Below are 15,869 nucleotides of genomic sequence, written 5' to 3'. Positions count from 1 at the left end.
TCTATCGTCGCCCCGCGCGTCTATATGAGGGGCGACCCGGAGGGACGCGCCGTGCTCGGCCACGACGACCACGACCACCACCACTGCCGCGCCGACGCGCTCGCCCGCGTCGAGGACCGCTGCGCCACCATGGGCCTGCGCCTCACCGCCCAGCGCCGCCGCGTGCTCGACGTGCTGCTCGACAGCCACGTGCCGGTGACCGCCTACGAGATCATGGACCGCATCGGGGCCACCGAGCGGCGGCCGTCGCCGATCTCGGTCTACCGCGCCCTCGACTTCCTGGTCGCCAACCGCTTCGCCCACCGCATCGAGAGCCGCAACGCCTTCCTGGCCTGCTCGCACGGTCACGGCGAGGCCGAGGCCGGTCGCGACCCGATGCTGGTGTTCCTGCTCTGCGAGGCCTGCGGCGCCGCCGCCGAGGCCGAGCCGCCGGCGCTCGCCGCCGCGCTCGCCGACATCGCCGGCGCCGCCGGCTTCCAGCTCTCGGCCGCCGTGCTCGAGCTGCGCGGCGTCTGCGCCGCCTGCCGCGCCGCCGGCCGCCTGCCGCAACCCCGCGCCGCCGACGGAGACGACGCATGAGCTTCCTGACCGCCCCGCTGCCCCGCCGCCGCTCCGTGGCCGTGGACGTCGGCGGCGTCACCGTCGGCGGGAACGCCCCGGTGGTGGTGCAGTCGATGACCAACACCGACACCGCCGACGTCGACGCCACCGTGGCCCAGGTCGCCGCGCTCGCCCGTGCCGGCTCCGAACTCGTCCGCATCACCGTCGACCGCGACGAGGCCGCCGCCGCCGTGCCGCGAATCCGCGAGCGGCTCGACCGGCTGGGACTGTCGGTGCCGCTGGTCGGCGACTTCCACTACATCGGCCACAAGCTGCTGGCCGACCATCCCGCCTGCGCCGAGGCGCTGGCGAAATACCGCATCAACCCCGGCAACGTCGGCTTCAAGGACAAGAAGGACAAGCAGTTCGCCGACATCGTCGAGATGGCGATCCGCTGGGACAAGCCGGTGCGCATCGGCGTCAACTGGGGCTCGCTCGACCAGGACCTCCTCACCCGGCTGATGGACCGCAACCAGGCCGAGGGCTCGCCGCTGTCGGCCCGCGAGGTGACGCGCGAGGCGATCGTGCAGTCGGCGCTCCTGTCGGCGGCGCAGGCCGAGGACATCGGTCTCGCCCGCTCCAAGATCATCCTGTCGGCCAAGGTCAGCCAGGTCCAGGACCTGATCGCCGTCTACGTCGAACTCGCCCGCCGCTCCGACCACGCCCTCCACCTCGGCCTCACCGAGGCCGGCATGGGCACCAAGGGCGTCGTCGCCTCGTCGGCCTCGATGGGCCTTCTGCTGCAGCAGGGCATCGGCGACACCATCCGCGTCTCGCTGACGCCCGAGCCCGGCGGCGACCGCACCCGCGAGGTCCAGGTCGCGCAGGAACTGCTCCAGGTTATGGGCTTCCGCGCCTTCGTGCCGGTGGTCGCCGCCTGCCCCGGCTGCGGGCGCACCACCTCGACCGTGTTCCAGGAACTCGCCCGCGCCATCGAGGACCAGATCCGCGAGGCCATGCCCGAGTGGCGCGAGAAGTATCCCGGCGTCGAGGCGCTCCAGGTCGCGGTGATGGGCTGCATCGTCAACGGCCCCGGCGAGTCCAAGCACGCCGACGTCGGCATCTCGCTGCCCGGCACCGGTGAGAGCCCGGCCGCGCCGGTCTTCATCGACGGCCGCAAGGCGATGACGCTGCGCGGGCCCCGGATCGCCGAGGACTTCCGCGCCATCGTGCTCGACTATATCGAGAAGCGCTTCGGTCGCCCGGCCGCCGCCGAGCCCGCCCGGGAGACCGCCTGACTATGGCGCGCCGCCCGTCCGACCTCGACCATCCGTTCTATCGGCCGCTGTGGCGGCGGATCGCCATCGTCGTGCTGGTGGCGCTCTGGCTCGGCTACGAACTCGCCCTCGGCGGCGACCCGATGTGGCAGGTGCTGGCGGGCGGTCTGCTCGCCTATTCGGTCTGGACCTTCCTGATCCGCTACCCGCGCCGCGACGGCGCCGGCTGACGGCGGGCCGCGTTTCCTTTTAACGTTCGCGGTCGGCGACGAAGCGGGCGGCGGCGATCAGCGTCTCCGCGCGCGCGCCATAGGGCGCCAGCACCGTACCGGCCTCCGCGACCAGTGCGTCGAGTTCGGCGCGCACGGCCGCGATCCCGTTCAGCGACACCAGCGTGCCCTTGCCGGCGGCGGCGTCCTTGGCGGTCGCCTTGCCGACGGTGGCGGCGTCGCCGGTGACGTCGAGCAGGTCGTCGGCGAGTTGGAAGGCGAGGCCGACGATGTCTCCGTAGCGCGCCATCCGCGCCACTTCGGCCGGTCCCGCACCCGCGACCCGGGCGCCCATGGTGCAGGCGGCGCGGATCAGCGCGCCGGTCTTCATCGCCTGGAGCCGGCGGATCTCCCCGTCGCCGAGCGCCGCCGGCCGGCCGTCGCCGAAGCGGCCCTCGGCGGAAAGGTCGAGCATCTGGCCGCCGACCATGCCGCCCGGCCCGGACGCCTTGGCGAGGTCGGCCACCAGCGCGATTCGGACGGCCGCGTCGGGGTGCGTCGCGGGGTCGGCGAGGAGGTCGAAGGCGAGCGTCTGCAGGCCGTCGCCGGCGAGGATCGCGGTCGCCTCGTCGAAGGCACGGTGCACGGTCGGCCGGCCGCGGCGCAGGTCGTCGTCGTCCATCGACGGCAGGTCGTCGTGGACGAGCGAGTAGCAGTGCAGGCACTCGACCGCCGCCGCCACCGCGAGCGGGTCGCCGTCGCCGCCGCCGTGGAGTTCGGCCGTGGCCGCGACCAGGAACGGCCGCAGCCGCTTGCCGCCGCCGAGCACCGCGTGGCGCATCGCCGCCGTCAGCCGATCCGGCCGGCGCGACTCGCCCGGCCCGGCGGCGTCGGCCAGCACCACGGCGAGCCGGGCCTCGACGGCGTCGGCGAGAGCGGAGAGATGGTCCTCGAAGCGGCTGGTCATGGTCGGCGTCCGGCATGAGACGCCGCTCCGGTGCCCCACCGCACCGGCGCGGTCAAGCCTCTTCGGGGAGGAAGCGGCGGGCGACGTGGCGTGGGCGCCGCGATTCCCGATCGACCGGCCACGGAAACGCCGCCCGGGAGGCATGCTCCACGCCCATCGGTTTTGCGCAACGGCCGGAGCGGCGTGTGTAGCCGCCGCCCCTTCCAATCGAGCCGCGCCATCGCCACCGCGTCCCCTCCCCCCTGGAGGGGGAGGGACAGGGAGAGGGGGCCACCGCCGCACCGTCCGCCCGGGGCCCGGACGTCGAGGAGAATGTCGATGGATGCCGCGACCCGTCTGCCCCCTCTCCCCAACCCTCCCCCTCCAGGGGGGAGGGGGCCTGTCGAGGATGGGGAGACGGGGGGCGGCCGTTCGGCGCCCGTAGGATCGCCGCCGAGGCTCGGTGTTCGGCGGTCCAGGCCCGACGGTCGAAGACCCGCCTCCGCAGCCCGACCGGCGAAGCCCGAAGCCCGGCTGCCGAAGCCCGAAGCCCGAATGCCTACTCCCTACTGCCCCCTTACAACGGCAGCGCCGACGTGTGCTTCACCTCCTCCATCACCGGGTACGTATGCGTCTCGCGCACGCCCGGCAGGGCCATCAGCACGTCGGAGAGGAAGGAACGGTAGGCTTCCATGTCCTTGACGCGGGCCTTGACGAGATAGTCGAAGCCGCCGGCGATCAGGTGGCACTCCAGCACCTCGGGCGCGCGGGTCACCGCGGCGGCGAAGGTGGAGAACACCTCGGGGTTCATCCGGTCGAGCTTGATCTCGACGAACACCAGGAGGCCGCGCTGCAGCCGTGCCGGGTCGAGCCGCGCGGAATAGCCGAGGATGAAGCCGTCGCGGGTCAGGCGCTTGACGCGCTCGGCTGTCGCGGTCGGCGACAGCCCGACCTTGTCGGCGAGCTCGAGGTTGGTGATGCGCCCGTCGACCTGGAGGGCCGACAGGATCTTGCGGTCGATTCGGTCGAGACCCGGTATCTCGACCTCCGGGCGCCGGTTCGCCCGCTCCTGTGCCAAAGAAGTCACCTGACGCCTCCCTTCGGACGTTCGGTCCGGCCGATCCGCGGATTTTGCGGCGAAGATCCCCCATCGCCGGGACATTCCCCGTTTCCATGCCCCAGAAACGTCGGATCGTCCCCATCCACCTTGATATGGTGTGGAAATGAGATGCGCTCCGGGCCCCGGGGCCTTCGCCCTGGAGCGCCGTTCCCGCCCATGACACTCCACGCCCTGCCGAACCGCCCCGTCTTCTCCTCCCCGTACGCCCCGCGCGAGGAGGACGTCGTACGCCGTCTCATCGCCGAGGTCGCGGTCTCCAGCGAAGCACGAACGCGCGTCGACCGCCATGCGACACGACTGATCGAGGGCATCCGGAACCGCCAGTCGAGTCTCGGCGGGGTCGAGGACTTCCTCAAGGCCTATTCGCTGACGACCAAGGAGGGCCTCGCCATCATGGTGCTGGCCGAGGCGCTTCTGCGCGTTCCAGACGGCGCCACCGCCGACCGCCTGATCGAGGACAAGCTCGCCGCCGCCTCCTTCGACCAGCCGCGCAAGGGCGGCGATCCCTGGCTGGTCACCGCCTCGGCCTGGGCGCTCGGCGTCACCACCCGCATCGTCCAGCCCGGCGAGACGCCGGAGGGCGTGGTCGCCGGCCTCGTCAAGCGGCTCGGCATGCCGCCGGTGCGGGCGGCGACGCGGCAGGCGATGCGCGTGATGGGCCATCAGTTCGTACTCGGCGAGACGATCGAGGCGGCGCTGCAGCGCGCCCGCTCCGCCGAGGGCAAGGGCTTCCGCCATTCCTACGACATGCTCGGCGAGGGCGCCCGCACCGCCGCCGACGCCGAGCGCTATTTCGCCAGCTACTTCCGGGCGATCGACGCGATCGGCCGCAGCGCGGGCAACGAGGCGCTGCCGGCCCGGCCCGGCATTTCGGTCAAGCTGTCGGCGCTGCACCCGCGCTACGAGGCGGTCAAGGCCGACCGCGTCGACGCCGAACTGGTGCCGCGGCTGCTCGAACTCGCCCGCGCCGCCCGCGCCCACGACCTCAACCTCACCGTCGACGCCGAGGAGGCCGATCGCCTGACCCTGTCGCTCGACGTGATCGCCCGCGTCGCCGCCGACCCGAGCCTGAAGGGCTGGGACGGCTTCGGCCTCGCGATCCAGGCCTACCAGAAGCGCTCGGCGGCCGTGGTCGACTGGGTCGCCGATCTGGCGAGCGCGCTCGACCGCCGCTTCATGGTCCGCCTCGTCAAGGGCGCCTACTGGGACACCGAGGTCAAGCGCGCCCAGGAGCGTGGCCTCGACGACTACCCGGTCTTCACCCGCAAGGCCGGCACCGACCTCTCCTATCTCGCCTGCGCCCGCCGCATGCTGGCGGCGCGGCCGCGGATCTACCCGCAGTTCGCCACCCACAACGCCCTCACGGTGGCCGAGATCCTCGACCTCGCCGGTGCCGACCGCAGCTTCGAGTTCCAGCGTCTGCACGGCATGGGCGAGGCGCTCTACGCCCAGGTCACGGTCGAGGAGGGCCAGCCCTGCCGGATTTACGCCCCGGTCGGCGGCCACCGCGACCTGCTCGCCTATCTGGTCCGCCGCCTGCTCGAGAACGGCGCCAACTCCTCCTTCGTCTCCGGCGTCGGCGATCCCAACGTGCCGGTGTCGCAGCTCCTGACCCGGCCCGAGGACGTGCTCGGCGGCGGCAGCCGCGCCCGCCATTCCCGCATCCCGATGCCGGCGGCGATCTTCGCGCCGCGGCTCAACTCGCGCGGCGTCGAACTCGGCGACGACCACGCCCGCTCCGCGCTCATCGCCGCGATCGAGCGCGCCGCAGCGCCGGCGCCGGCCGCCGCGATCGTCGACGGCGCCGACGCCGGCGGCCCGGCCCGCCCGGTGGTCTCGCCGATCGACGGCGCCACCGTGGTCGGCACCGTCCGCGAGGGCGACGCCGCCCTGGTCGAGCGCGCGGTCGCCGTCGCCGCCGGCGGTTTCCGCGCCTGGAGCGCGACGCCGGTCGAGACCCGCGCCGCCGTGCTCGAGAAGGCCGCCGACCTCCTCGAGGCCGACCGCGCCGCGTTCCTCGCCGTCCTCGCCGCCGAGGCCGGCAAGACCCTGCCCGACGCGGTCGCCGAGGTCCGCGAAGCCGTCGACTTCTGCCGCTACTACGCCGCCGAGGCGCGCCGCTGCTTCGGGGCCGACGTGGTGCTGCCGGGGCCGACCGGCGAGGAGAATCGCCTCGTCCAGCGCGGCCGCGGCGTCTTCGCCTGCATCAGTCCGTGGAACTTCCCGCTGGCGATCTTCCTCGGCCAGGTCGCGGCCGCGCTCGCCGCCGGCAACGCCGTGGTCGCCAAGCCGGCCGAGCAGACGCCGCTGGTCGCCGCCGCCGCGGTGCGCCTCCTGCACGAGGCCGGCGTGCCCTTGTCGGCGCTGCAGCTCGTCACCGGCGACGGCGCGGTCGGCGCCGCGCTCACCGGCCACCCGGCGATCGCCGGCGTCGCCTTCACCGGCTCGACCGAGACCGCCTGGGCGATCAACCGCGGTCTCGCCGCCAAGCGCGGGCCGATCGTGCCGCTGATCGCCGAGACCGGCGGCCTCAACGCCATGGTCGTCGACGCCACCGCCCTCGGCGAACAGGTCTGCGACGACGTCGTCACCTCGGCCTTCCGCTCGGCCGGCCAGCGCTGCTCGGCGCTGCGGCTCCTGTTCGTGCAGGAGGACGTCGCCGACCACATGCTGGCGCTGATCGCCGGCGCCGCCGCCGAACTGGTCGTCGGCGATCCCCGCGATCCCGCCACCGACGTCGGCCCGGTGATCGACCGCGAGGCCAAGGCGCGGATCGACGCCCACGTCGCCGCCTGGGCCGCCCGCGGCGCGGTCCGCTTCGCCGGCCGCCTGCCGACCGGCGCGCTCGCCGCCGGCACCTACGTCGCCCCGACGGTGATCGAACTGCCCTCCGCCGCCGATCTCGCCGAGGAGGTGTTCGGCCCGGTGCTGCACGTGGTGCGCTGGAAGGCGAGCCAGCTCGAACGCACCATCGACGCCATCGGCGCCAGCGGCTACGGGCTCACCCTCGGCGTCCACTCCCGTATCGACGCCACGGTGAAGCGGATCGTGGAGCGGCTGCCGGTCGGCAACGTCTACGTCAATCGCAACGTCATCGGCGCGGTGGTGGGATCGCAGCCCTTCGGCGGCTCCGGCCTGTCCGGCACCGGCCCGAAGGCGGGCGGGCCGCACTACCTCGCCCGCTTCGCGCTCGAACAGGTCGTCTCGGTCAACACCGCGGCCGCCGGCGGCAACGCCAGTCTGGTCGCGATGGGAGACGAGTGACGTCCGTCCCGTAGCGGTCCCGGCCCCACGGGCCGCCTCCTCCCCGTCCCGGACGCCCGCGGCGCCTTTGGGCTCGCGGGCGCCTTTGCGCTTGCGGGCCCTGGGCGATCGTATATGTTCGTACACTAACGATATCGCGGCGCGACCGGATCCTCCGGCGACGGCGCGGAGGGGACCGGGGCGGGGCGTGCGGCCGGGGTCGCGCGCGCCGGATCGACGGGAGTGGGCCGATGACGCGCGAGGGACGGCGCCTCAGGGCGATCGCGGGGCTGACCGGGGGCACCTATCTGGTGCTGGCGGCGACGGTGCTGTTGCCGCTGTCTGCGATGCTCTACTTCAGCTTCCTCAACGTCGCCCCGATCAACGGGCGGACGGCGACCTTCACGCTGAAGCACTACGTCGACTTCTTCACCAAGCCGGTCTACCGCATCAACGCGTGGCGCTCGTTCGAACTCGGGCTCTACGTCACCGGCTTCTGCTTCGCGATCGGCTACCCGGCCGCGCTGCTGCTCGCCCGCCACATTCGCAACCGCTGGCGCGAGGCGATCCTGCTCCTGATCGTGCTGCCGTTCTGGAGCAACGGGCTGGTGCGCACCTTCTCGTGGACGATGGTGCTGAACCCCGGCGGCCTGCCCGACCGCTTCCTGCACTGGCTGTGGCCGGCGGTGCCGACGATCGACCTGATCTACACCTATCCGGCGATCGTGATCGGCCTCGTCCACGCCTACCTGCCCTACATGATCCTGACCTCCTACGTCTCGCTGCAGGCGATCGACGACACCCTCGGCGAGGCCGCGCTCAGCCTCGGCGCGTCGAAGCTCGCGGTGTTCCTCAGGATCACCCTGCCGCTCAGCCTGCCCGGCATCGTCGCCGGCGTGGTGCTGATCTTCGTGCCGGTGATCGGCTCCTTCATGGAGCCGCGCATCCTCGGCGGTCAGCAGGCGATCATGCTCGGCACGCTGATCGAGACCCAGTTCACCGCTTCGTTCAACTGGCCGCTCGGTGCGGCGCTCGGCTTCGTGATGCTGGCGATCGTGCTGGTGGTCATGGCGGCCTGCGCGCCGTTCCTGAAGCGCCAGATGTCGTTCTGACCCGGGGAGACCGACCGATGCCCTCGCCCCGCGGCCTCTTCGCCTCCGGCTATCTCGCGCTGGTGCTCGCCTTCCTCTACGTGCCGATCGCCGTGATGATGGTGATGGCCTTCAACCGGTCCGAGCTCTACGAGCTGCCGTTCGAGTTCGACACCCGCTGGTTCGTCGCCCTCGCCGGCAACGAGGCGCTGCTGGTCGCCGCCCGCAACAGCGTGCTGCTCGCCCTCGCCAACATGGCGATCGCGACCACGCTCGGCACCATGACGGCGCTCGCCTTCGCCCGATACAGCTTCTTCGGCAAGACCGTGCTGCAGGCCCTGCTGCTGCCGGTGCTGACGATCCCCTGGCTGATCACCGGCACGGCCATGCTGATCTTCTTCTTCTGGACCGGCGTCGGCCGCGGCCTGCACGCCATCCTCGCCGGTCACGTCGCGCTGTCGCTGCCCTACGTGGTGATCATCGTTGGCAGTCGGCTGAAGAGCTTCGGCGTCGAGCTCGAGGAGGCCGCGGCGACGCTGGGCGCGACCGGTTGGCAGACCTTCCGGCGCGTGACCGTGCCGCTGATGGCGCCCGGCATCGTTGCGGCGGCGCTGTTCGCCTTCGCCATCTCCTTCGACCAGTTCGTGATCTCCTATTTCCTCGCCCCGGTCGGCACCTCGACCCTGCCGGTCGAGATCTACACGGCGATCCGCAAGGGCTTCACGCCGGAGATCAACGCGATCTCCACCATCATCATCCTCGCCTCGATGGCGCTGATGGTCCTGTTCGCACGCTTCAGCAAGTTCGGTGGGGAGCGCTAGAGATGAGCGTCGTCGCAATCGACCGGGTCGCCAAGCGCTACGGCCGCGTCACCGCCTTGTCCGACGTCTCGATGACGATCGCCGACGGCGAGTTCTTCGGCCTGCTCGGGCCGTCGGGCGGCGGCAAGACCACGCTGCTGCGCTCGATCGCCGGCTTCGTCGATCCCGACGAGGGCGCCATCGCCATCGACGGCAAGCCGATCCAGGACGTGCCGATCAACCGGCGCGACATCGGCATGATGTTCCAGAACTACGCCCTGTTCCCCCATCTCACCGTCGCCGACAACGTCGGCTTCGGTCTGTCGGTGCGCCACCGCCCGCGCGCCGAGATCGCCGCCCGCGTCGCCGAACTGCTCCGCCTCGTCCGCCTCGAGAGCCACGGCGAACGCAAGCCGCGCCAGCTCTCCGGCGGCCAGCAGCAGCGCATCGCGCTCGCCCGCGCACTCGCCACCAACCCGAAGGTGCTGCTGCTCGACGAACCGCTCGGCGCGCTCGACAAGAAGCTGCGCGAGGAGATGCAGATCGAGCTGAAGCAGATCCAGCGCGACGTCGGCATCACCACTGTCTTCGTCACCCACGACCAGGAGGAGGCGCTGACGCTGTCCGACCGCATCGCCATCATGAGCGAGGGCCGGGTCGAGCAGATCGGCCCGCCGCGCGCGCTCTACGAGCGCCCGCGCACGCGCTTCGTGGCGAACTTCCTCGGCAACGCCAACTTCTTCGAGGGCCGCGTCGTCGGCCGCGACGGTGCCCTGACCCGGATCCTGCTCGACGACGGCAGCGCCATCCTGACCACCGATGCCGCCGCCGAGGGCACCCGTGTCACCGCCGCCGTGCGTCCGGAGAAGTTCGCCGTCGGCCCGGACGCCGCCGCGGACGCGGACGGGCTGCCGCGGAACCGCCTCGCCGGCCGCGTCACGGCGGAGGTCTTCACCGGCAACGCCGTCACCTATCGCCTCGACGTCGCCGGCCGCACCGTCGGCGTGTTCGTCCAGAACCGCGCCGGTGCCGGCCCCGCCGAGGGCGACACGCTCCAGCTTTCCTGGAGCCCGGCCCACACGGTGCTGGTGGAGGGATAGGCGGGCAGGAGCCGCTCCGGCGGTGCTTTGCGCGCCGCGTGCGATCGTCGGTGCCCGAAAAGAAAAAGGCCGGGACGAGCCCGGCCTGAAGTCAGGGAGGAAAGATCGAAGGCGGCGGTGAGGGAGGTAGAGGTCGGAGATCCGAAGCCACCGCCGCTTTCGAGTTCAGAATCCCACTCTGCCCGAAATTGCGCCACGTCAATTCCTGTGCATCGCCGCTCAAATCGGCGGCTTCTGCCGAAACAATGTGCAGAATCGGGGCGATCGGCTCCTGCCGCTCGGATTTCCCGCCGCGCCGACGTGACGACCACCGGCAAACCCGGTACATCCCTCTTGGAACGGAACTTCGAGGCGGGACCCGCCGGACGCGGCGGTGACGACGGTGCATGACCGTGGAGGCCGATGACAGCTACGGGGCGGTCGCTGGGGAGGAGGTCCCCGCGGCGCCGGCGCCACGGCGCCGCCGCTGGCCGCGCCGCCTCTTCCGCCTCGCCGTCGCGCTCGCGCTCGCGCCGCTGGTCCTGACGGTCGTCTATTGGCTGGTGCCGCCGGTCTCGACGCTGATGCTCGCCGATCTCGTCACCGGCCGCGGCTATACTCGCGACTGGGTGTCCTTCGACGAGATCTCGCCGCAGCTGCCGATGGCGGTGGTGATGGGCGAGGACGGCAAGTTCTGCAGCCACGGCGGCGTCGACTGGGACAGCCTGGGGGCCGTGCTGTCGCGCAGCGGCGGCCCCAATCGCGGCGCCAGTACGGTGACGATGCAGACCGTCAAGAACCTCTACCTCTGGAACGGCCGCAGCTACCTGCGCAAGGCGATGGAGATCCCGCTCGCGCTCTACGTCGACCTCGTCTGGTCGAAGCGGCGCACCATGGAGATCTATCTCAACATCGCCGAATGGGGCCCCAACCTCTACGGCGCCGAGGCGGCGGCCCAGAAATACTTCAAGAAGCCCGCCGCCAAGCTGACCCGCCACGAGGCGGCGCTGCTGGTTTCGGCCCTGCCCAACCCGATCGAGCGCAACCCGGCCAAGCCGGGCAAGTACCAGGCGCGCTACGCCCGCACCGTCGAGCGCCGCACCGCCCAGGCCGGCGCCTACGTCGACTGCCTGTTCGACCGCTGACGCCAACCGCGGCGCCGCGGCACTTTTTTCGCCGCGCCACTGGCCAAAGCCGGGTCGCCCCTGTATAAGGCCCCATCTTTTTGGAGCGAGCGCCGAGGCGCCCGTCGCACCGGCATTGCCGTGCGGCACGGGACGCCGGCCGGCGATGGAGTTGGAAATGGCTGTTCCCAAGCGAAAGACTTCGCCGTCGAAGCGCGGCATGCGCCGTTCGGCCGACGCCCTGAAGGCCCCGACCTACGTCGAGGACAAGACCTCGGGCGAGCTGCGCCGTCCGCATCACGTCGACCTCAAGACCGGCATGTACCGCGGTCGCCAGATCCTGGAGCCGAAGGAGACCGTCTGACGGTTTCCGGCGGATCCACACGCGGATCGACGTTTCAGGAAGGCCGGCGTTCCCAGACGGGATCGCCGGCCTTCCGCGTTTCCGGGGTGCCCGCGACCGGCGTCGTCCCCGTGTATTCGCACCGTCCGTCGTCGCGCCGCCGTGGAACCGTCACCTTCGCCTGCTTCGTCGGCGGTGGAGAGACCCCGAGGAGAGGACCCGCCGCGCGATGCTGTTCACGATCCCGCTCACGATCGTCCCGCTGATCGCCTACAACCTGTTCGCCTGGGGCCTGTTCGGCGCCGGCGGCGGCGACCCCTGGCTGGCGCCGCTGTTCACCGTCGAGATGCTGTCCGGCGCCCGCTTCACCATGACCTCGGGCGACCTGATGCTGGTGATCGGCATCGTCCTCCTGTTCGTCGAGATCCTGAAGGCGACCCGCACCGGCAACGCCTCGCTCGCCGACCACGTGCTGTCGATGCTGGTCTTCGTCGCCTATCTCGTCGAGTTCCTGATCGCGGCGCCGGCGGCCCATTCGGTCTTCGTCATCCTGACCGTGATCGCCTTCGTCGACGTCGTCGCCGGCTTCACCATCACCATCCGCGGCGCCCGCCGCGACATCGGCTGGGGCTGATCGCCCGAGCGCGCGGCCCGCGTCTTCGGCCGGAGCGGGTCTCGTCCCGAGCCCGCAAAGTCCGACCCGTGGGCGGAGCATCGCGGGCGAGGAGCGCCCGACCGGGCGCCGGCCGTACGGCCGAAACCTCGTAGAGTCCCGACGAGTCGGGACTCTACGAGACGGGTATCAGAACAGCTTCGGCAGTTTGCCGAGCGGCAGGCCGTTGGCGCTGACGGCGCCGGCGTCGGCCTTGACGGTCATGGTCCGGCGTTCGCCGTCGGGTCGGCCGAGCAGCAGCATCGCCGAGGCGAGCGTGGTGAGGAGCGGCGGCACCGGCTTGCCGGCCTTGACCTGGTCGCCGAGCCAGCCGATCCCGGTCGCCGATAGCGCGATCTCCGCCTTCGGCCGGCCGTCCTCGGCGAGCGCCGCCGTGCCGGACGCCTCGAGCTTCGTGTCGCCCACCGCCAGCACCGCCTGTGACAGCCCGATCTCGCCGCCGGCGGCGGTCCAGGCCCTGAGCCGTTCGGGGTCGCCGCCGAACAGGGCGGCGCGCCGGACGACGCCGGCGAGGCCGACGTCGGCCGGCGCCGGCAGCACCGCGGCGCCTCCGGCCTCGCCGACCGCCCGGGTCGCCGACAGCGCGAGGTCGAGATCCTCCGGCGAGGCCTCGACCGGGCGCACGTGCACTTCGGCCTCGTCGGCGCTGAGGCGGCCGGTGGTGCCGTCGGCGCCGGTGACGCGGGCGTCGAGCGTGGTCGCGACCACCGAGACCCGGCCGAAATGGCCGGAGAAGTCGTGACGGACGCTGGCGACGAGGCTGGCGAAGCCGGCGTCGATCGTGGTGCCGTCCGCCGCCGTCGCCTTCAGCGGCGCCTCGGCGGCGAGGCGGACGAGTTCGAGGTCCGAGACCACGCCGGTGGCGGCGAAGCGCGCCGCGGTCAGCGTCGAGCCGTCCGGCAGCGTGGCGGTCGGCCGCTCGCAGGTGACTTCCATGCGGAACGGGAAGCCGCCGATCGCCCGGTCCGGGCAGGTGACGACGACGCCGTCGGCGGCGAGGCGGTCCAGCGCCCGGTCCATCTCGCTGCCGACCTTGCCGGCGAGCCAGTACCAGCCGCCGGTCCAGCCCGCCGCCACCACCGCCACGGTGGCCGCCAGTGCGATGATCCTGCCGCTCATGCCGTCCTCCGTGCGCGCCGTCCGAATCGGGGCCGCCGGGGCTTGCCCGGGGCGCGAGCCCTCTGCTAACCGCAGATCCTGGCGAGGGGAAGGACGATGGACGACGCGCTCTGGGTGTTCGGCTACGGCTCGCTGATGTGGAATCCGGGCTTTGCCCACCGGCGCGCGGAGAAGGCCCGGCTCGTCGGCGCCCACCGCTCGCTCTGCGTCTATTCCTGGGTCCACCGCGGCACCGAGGCCCGGCCCGGCCTCGTCTTCGGCCTCGACCGCGGCGGCGCGTGCACCGGCCTCGCCTTCGAGGTCGCGCTCGCCGACCGGGACGCCGTTGTCGCCTACCTGCGCGAGCGCGAGCAGGTCACCGCGGTCTACCGGGAAGTGGTCCGCCCCGTCCGCCTCGCCGACGGCACGGTCGTCCGGGCCATGACCTACGTCGCCGACCGCGCCCACCCGCAATATGCCGGCCGCCTCGGTCACGCCGCCATGGTCGAGATCGTCCGCCACGCCGCCGGCCGCTCCGGGCGCAATCCCGACTACGTCCGCGCCACCGCCGCCCATCTCGCCGACCTCGGCATCCGCGACCGCGGCGTCGAGGCGCTGGTCGCCGAGCTCGATGGCTGGTGAGGGGGGCCGTCCCCGGCCGTCAGGCGACCCGGCCCTCGGTGATCCGGGTGCCGGCGCCGGCGCGCAGTTCGGCGACGCGCCTGGCCGCCGTCGGCGACAGTTCGTCGCCGCGGTCGGCCGCCTCCAGCAGCAGCTGGTCGCAGGCCTCCTCGATCGAGAGCTGCAGGCGCAGGAAGGCGGTCTTCGGGTCGAGCCCGGCCGGGATCGGCTCCAGCACCTCGGCGACAATGGTGCCGCGGCGGTGGACGCCGCGGCGCGGCCACACCAGTCCGGCGTTGAGCGCCACCGGCACGATCGGCACGTCGAGGTCGCGGTAGAGCACGGCGACGCCGAACTTGTAGGCCGGTTCGGCGCCGGCCTCGCGGCGGGTGCCCTCGGGGAAGATCGCGATCTGCCGGCCCTCGTCCACGGCCTTCTTGGCGCGCTCGGTCATGGCGCGCAACGCGTCGCGGCCGCGCCCGCGGTCGACCGGGATCATCTTGGCGCGCGCCGCCCACCAGCCGAAGAACGGGATCCACATCAGCTCGCGCTTCAGGATGAAGGCGGGATCCTCGAGCAACGGGATCATCGCGATCGTCTCCCAGGTCGACTGGTGCTTCATCGCGACGATGCAGCCGGTCTTCGGCATCCTTTCGAGGCCGCGGATCTCGTGGCGGGCCCCGACGATGGCGCGGTGCAGCGCCATCTGGATCCGCGACCACAGCCGCACGAAGGCCATCTCGGTGCGCCGGCCGGGGATCATCGTCGGCGCGCCGACGATCATCATGACCAGCGTGGAGACGTAGAAGACGACGTTGTAGACGAGGGTGCGGAAGACCATTCTGGACCCGGGCGGTGGCGGCCCGGGCGGCCGGGCGTCATTGCGCCAGGCTGGCGAGGATGGACGAGCCGCCGTCGTCCGTAAGCGCCAGCCGGGCGCGCGTCGCCATATACTTCATGTACTCCTCGAGCAGAAGCGAGACCGTTTCGCCGCTGGCGTACCAGCGGTCGAGGTCGAGCTCCGGTCGGGCGACGGGATAGGGGATCAGCGTCATCTCAGGCATCGCCGAGCGCAACTCCGCCATCGAGCGCGGCATGTGGTAGGCGCTGGTCACCACGATCACCGAGCCGAAGCCGTTCTGGCGCGCCCACTTCGCCGCCTCGGCGGCGTTGCCGATGGTGTTGGCGGCGCGGCGGTCGAGGTCGACGCAGCAGTCGAACAGCGAGGGGCCGGCGTCGACCAACCGGCCGATCTGGCGGGCGCTGGTGTCGGGATGGACGCCGGAGATCAGCAGGCGGCGGGCGCTGCCGCGGGTCAGGAGGTCGACCGCCCCGGCGATGCGGTCGGCGCCGCCGGTCAGCACCACGATGCCGTCGGCGACGATGCCGTCCGGCGCCCGGCCGCGGGCGATGCCGTCGGCGAACACCAGGAAGCCCCCGAAGAACAGGCCGGCGGAGGTGAGGCCGAGGGCGATCGCCATGACCGCGAGCGCGCGCAGGCGCCGCATCCGCCGGGCGAAGGCACTCGGCGGCGAACGGTCGCGCGGAAGGGCGGCGCGGTCCGACCGGACGGTGTCGGCGCCGCGGTCTCCGGCCGGTGCGATCGACGGACTCGGCTTCATCACCGGATCATCCTATCCGATTGCGGCACGGGGGCGGCAAGTCCCCTTCCACCCGGATGCCCCCGGTCGCGGCCCGTCCGCCG

The 15,869-nt window shown here is 72.2% G+C and carries 16 protein-coding genes; 11 read left to right on the top strand and 5 right to left on the bottom strand.

Annotated features, from left to right (window positions below; genetic code table 11):
* Positions 1–51: 51 nt before the first annotated feature.
* From EDD54_RS13465 to EDD54_RS13455, 3 genes are read left to right on the top strand one after another with little or no spacing between them, the layout of a single operon-like run.
* Positions 52–579 (top strand): Fur family transcriptional regulator, encoded by a 528-nt coding sequence (locus EDD54_RS13465; RefSeq protein WP_245515764.1) that lies wholly within the window; start codon positions 52–54, stop codon positions 577–579.
* Positions 576–1,838, top strand: a complete 1,263-nt coding sequence (ispG, locus tag EDD54_RS13460; RefSeq protein ID WP_126539983.1) for a flavodoxin-dependent (E)-4-hydroxy-3-methylbut-2-enyl-diphosphate synthase — start codon at positions 576–578, stop codon at positions 1,836–1,838. Before EDD54_RS13465 ends, ispG begins: the two co-directional genes overlap by 4 nt.
* A gap of 2 nt (positions 1,839–1,840) precedes the next feature.
* Positions 1,841–2,047: a DUF3329 domain-containing protein gene (locus tag EDD54_RS13455; RefSeq protein WP_126539981.1), complete on the top strand. Its 207-nt coding sequence runs from the start codon at positions 1,841–1,843 to the stop codon at positions 2,045–2,047.
* A gap of 19 nt (positions 2,048–2,066) precedes the next feature.
* Here EDD54_RS13455 and EDD54_RS13450 read toward each other — a convergent pair whose 3' ends face one another.
* Together EDD54_RS13450 and EDD54_RS13445 are read right to left on the bottom strand one after the other, a co-directional pair.
* Positions 2,067–2,993 carry a polyprenyl synthetase family protein gene (locus tag EDD54_RS13450; protein ID WP_126539979.1) on the bottom strand — a complete coding sequence of 309 codons (927 nt, stop codon included), beginning with the start codon at positions 2,991–2,993 and terminating at the stop codon, positions 2,067–2,069.
* A gap of 556 nt (positions 2,994–3,549) precedes the next feature.
* Positions 3,550–4,011, bottom strand: a complete 462-nt coding sequence (locus EDD54_RS13445; protein ID WP_126541852.1) for an Lrp/AsnC ligand binding domain-containing protein — start codon at positions 4,009–4,011, stop codon at positions 3,550–3,552.
* Positions 4,012–4,248: 237 nt separating this feature from the next.
* On the opposite strand from EDD54_RS13445, the gene putA reads away from it, so the two are divergent.
* The 7 genes from putA to EDD54_RS13410 all read left to right on the top strand — a co-directional run bounded on the left by putA (position 4,249) and on the right by EDD54_RS13410 (position 12,406).
* Positions 4,249–7,356, top strand: coding sequence for a bifunctional proline dehydrogenase/L-glutamate gamma-semialdehyde dehydrogenase PutA (gene putA / locus EDD54_RS13440; protein ID WP_126539977.1), 3,108 nt, complete (start codon positions 4,249–4,251; stop codon positions 7,354–7,356).
* Positions 7,357–7,586: 230 nt separating this feature from the next.
* Complete coding sequence (locus tag EDD54_RS13435; protein WP_126539975.1) at positions 7,587–8,447, top strand: ABC transporter permease; 861 nt, start codon at positions 7,587–7,589, stop codon at positions 8,445–8,447.
* 17 nt (positions 8,448–8,464) lie between these two features.
* Positions 8,465–9,247, top strand: coding sequence for an ABC transporter permease (locus tag EDD54_RS13430; protein WP_126539973.1), 783 nt, complete (start codon positions 8,465–8,467; stop codon positions 9,245–9,247).
* Between the two features lie 2 nt (positions 9,248–9,249).
* Positions 9,250–10,326, top strand: coding sequence for an ABC transporter ATP-binding protein (locus EDD54_RS13425; RefSeq protein WP_126539971.1), 1,077 nt, complete (start codon positions 9,250–9,252; stop codon positions 10,324–10,326).
* A 386-nt stretch (positions 10,327–10,712) separates the two neighbouring features.
* On the top strand, positions 10,713–11,450 hold the full coding sequence (mtgA, locus tag EDD54_RS13420) for a monofunctional biosynthetic peptidoglycan transglycosylase (protein ID WP_126539969.1): 738 nt from the start codon (positions 10,713–10,715) through the stop codon (positions 11,448–11,450).
* Positions 11,451–11,607: 157 nt separating this feature from the next.
* The gene (rpmF, locus tag EDD54_RS13415; protein ID WP_126539967.1) at positions 11,608–11,793 is read left to right on the top strand and encodes a 50S ribosomal protein L32; all 186 of its coding nucleotides are present in this window, start codon (positions 11,608–11,610) and stop codon (positions 11,791–11,793) included.
* 208 nt (positions 11,794–12,001) lie between these two features.
* A complete protein-coding gene (locus tag EDD54_RS13410; protein ID WP_126539965.1) occupies positions 12,002–12,406 on the top strand; it encodes a hypothetical protein in 405 nt (134 codons plus the stop codon).
* Positions 12,407–12,574: 168 nt separating this feature from the next.
* Here the strand turns inward: EDD54_RS13410 and EDD54_RS13405 are convergent, their stop codons facing one another.
* The gene (locus EDD54_RS13405; RefSeq protein ID WP_126539963.1) at positions 12,575–13,564 is read right to left on the bottom strand and encodes a DUF2125 domain-containing protein; all 990 of its coding nucleotides are present in this window, start codon (positions 13,562–13,564) and stop codon (positions 12,575–12,577) included.
* Between the two features lie 96 nt (positions 13,565–13,660).
* Here EDD54_RS13405 and EDD54_RS13400 point away from each other — a divergent pair, with 96 nt between their 5' ends.
* Positions 13,661–14,185, top strand: a complete 525-nt coding sequence (locus EDD54_RS13400; RefSeq protein ID WP_126539960.1) for a gamma-glutamylcyclotransferase — start codon at positions 13,661–13,663, stop codon at positions 14,183–14,185.
* A gap of 19 nt (positions 14,186–14,204) precedes the next feature.
* Here the strand turns inward: EDD54_RS13400 and EDD54_RS13395 are convergent, their stop codons facing one another.
* Together EDD54_RS13395 and EDD54_RS13390 are read right to left on the bottom strand one after the other, a co-directional pair.
* Complete coding sequence (locus EDD54_RS13395; RefSeq protein WP_126539959.1) at positions 14,205–15,005, bottom strand: lysophospholipid acyltransferase family protein; 801 nt, start codon at positions 15,003–15,005, stop codon at positions 14,205–14,207.
* A gap of 37 nt (positions 15,006–15,042) precedes the next feature.
* Entirely contained in the window at positions 15,043–15,786 is a 744-nt protein-coding gene (locus EDD54_RS13390) for a YdcF family protein (RefSeq protein WP_126539957.1), read from the bottom strand.
* Positions 15,787–15,869 lie beyond the last annotated feature (83 nt).

Source organism: Oharaeibacter diazotrophicus (assembly GCF_004362745.1).
Classification (GTDB): Bacteria; Pseudomonadota; Alphaproteobacteria; order Rhizobiales; family Pleomorphomonadaceae; genus Oharaeibacter; species Oharaeibacter diazotrophicus.
Note: the sequence above shows the minus strand (reverse complement) of the source record. Positions and strands in the feature narration are given on the sequence as shown.

Bases quoted from the DNA above. Each gene is read 5' to 3' on its own strand.
- EDD54_RS13455 (WP_126539981.1), top strand. From the start codon at position 1,841: ATGGCGCGCCGCCCGTCCGACCTCGACCATCCGTTCTATCGGCCGCTG.
- ispG (WP_126539983.1), top strand. From the start codon at position 576: ATGAGCTTCCTGACCGCCCCGCTGCCCCGCCGCCGCTCCGTGGCCGTG.
- putA (WP_126539977.1), top strand. From the start codon at position 4,249: ATGACACTCCACGCCCTGCCGAACCGCCCCGTCTTCTCCTCCCCGTAC.
- EDD54_RS13395 (WP_126539959.1), bottom strand. From the start codon at position 15,005: ATGGTCTTCCGCACCCTCGTCTACAACGTCGTCTTCTACGTCTCCACG.
- EDD54_RS13405 (WP_126539963.1), bottom strand. From the start codon at position 13,564: ATGAGCGGCAGGATCATCGCACTGGCGGCCACCGTGGCGGTGGTGGCG.
- rpmF (WP_126539967.1), top strand. From the start codon at position 11,608: ATGGCTGTTCCCAAGCGAAAGACTTCGCCGTCGAAGCGCGGCATGCGC.
- mtgA (WP_126539969.1), top strand. From the start codon at position 10,713: ATGACCGTGGAGGCCGATGACAGCTACGGGGCGGTCGCTGGGGAGGAG.
- EDD54_RS13425 (WP_126539971.1), top strand. From the start codon at position 9,250: ATGAGCGTCGTCGCAATCGACCGGGTCGCCAAGCGCTACGGCCGCGTC.
- EDD54_RS13450 (WP_126539979.1), bottom strand. From the start codon at position 2,993: ATGACCAGCCGCTTCGAGGACCATCTCTCCGCTCTCGCCGACGCCGTC.
- EDD54_RS13430 (WP_126539973.1), top strand. From the start codon at position 8,465: ATGCCCTCGCCCCGCGGCCTCTTCGCCTCCGGCTATCTCGCGCTGGTG.
- EDD54_RS13435 (WP_126539975.1), top strand. From the start codon at position 7,587: ATGACGCGCGAGGGACGGCGCCTCAGGGCGATCGCGGGGCTGACCGGG.
- EDD54_RS13400 (WP_126539960.1), top strand. From the start codon at position 13,661: ATGGACGACGCGCTCTGGGTGTTCGGCTACGGCTCGCTGATGTGGAAT.
- EDD54_RS13410 (WP_126539965.1), top strand. From the start codon at position 12,002: ATGCTGTTCACGATCCCGCTCACGATCGTCCCGCTGATCGCCTACAAC.
- EDD54_RS13390 (WP_126539957.1), bottom strand. From the start codon at position 15,786: ATGAAGCCGAGTCCGTCGATCGCACCGGCCGGAGACCGCGGCGCCGAC.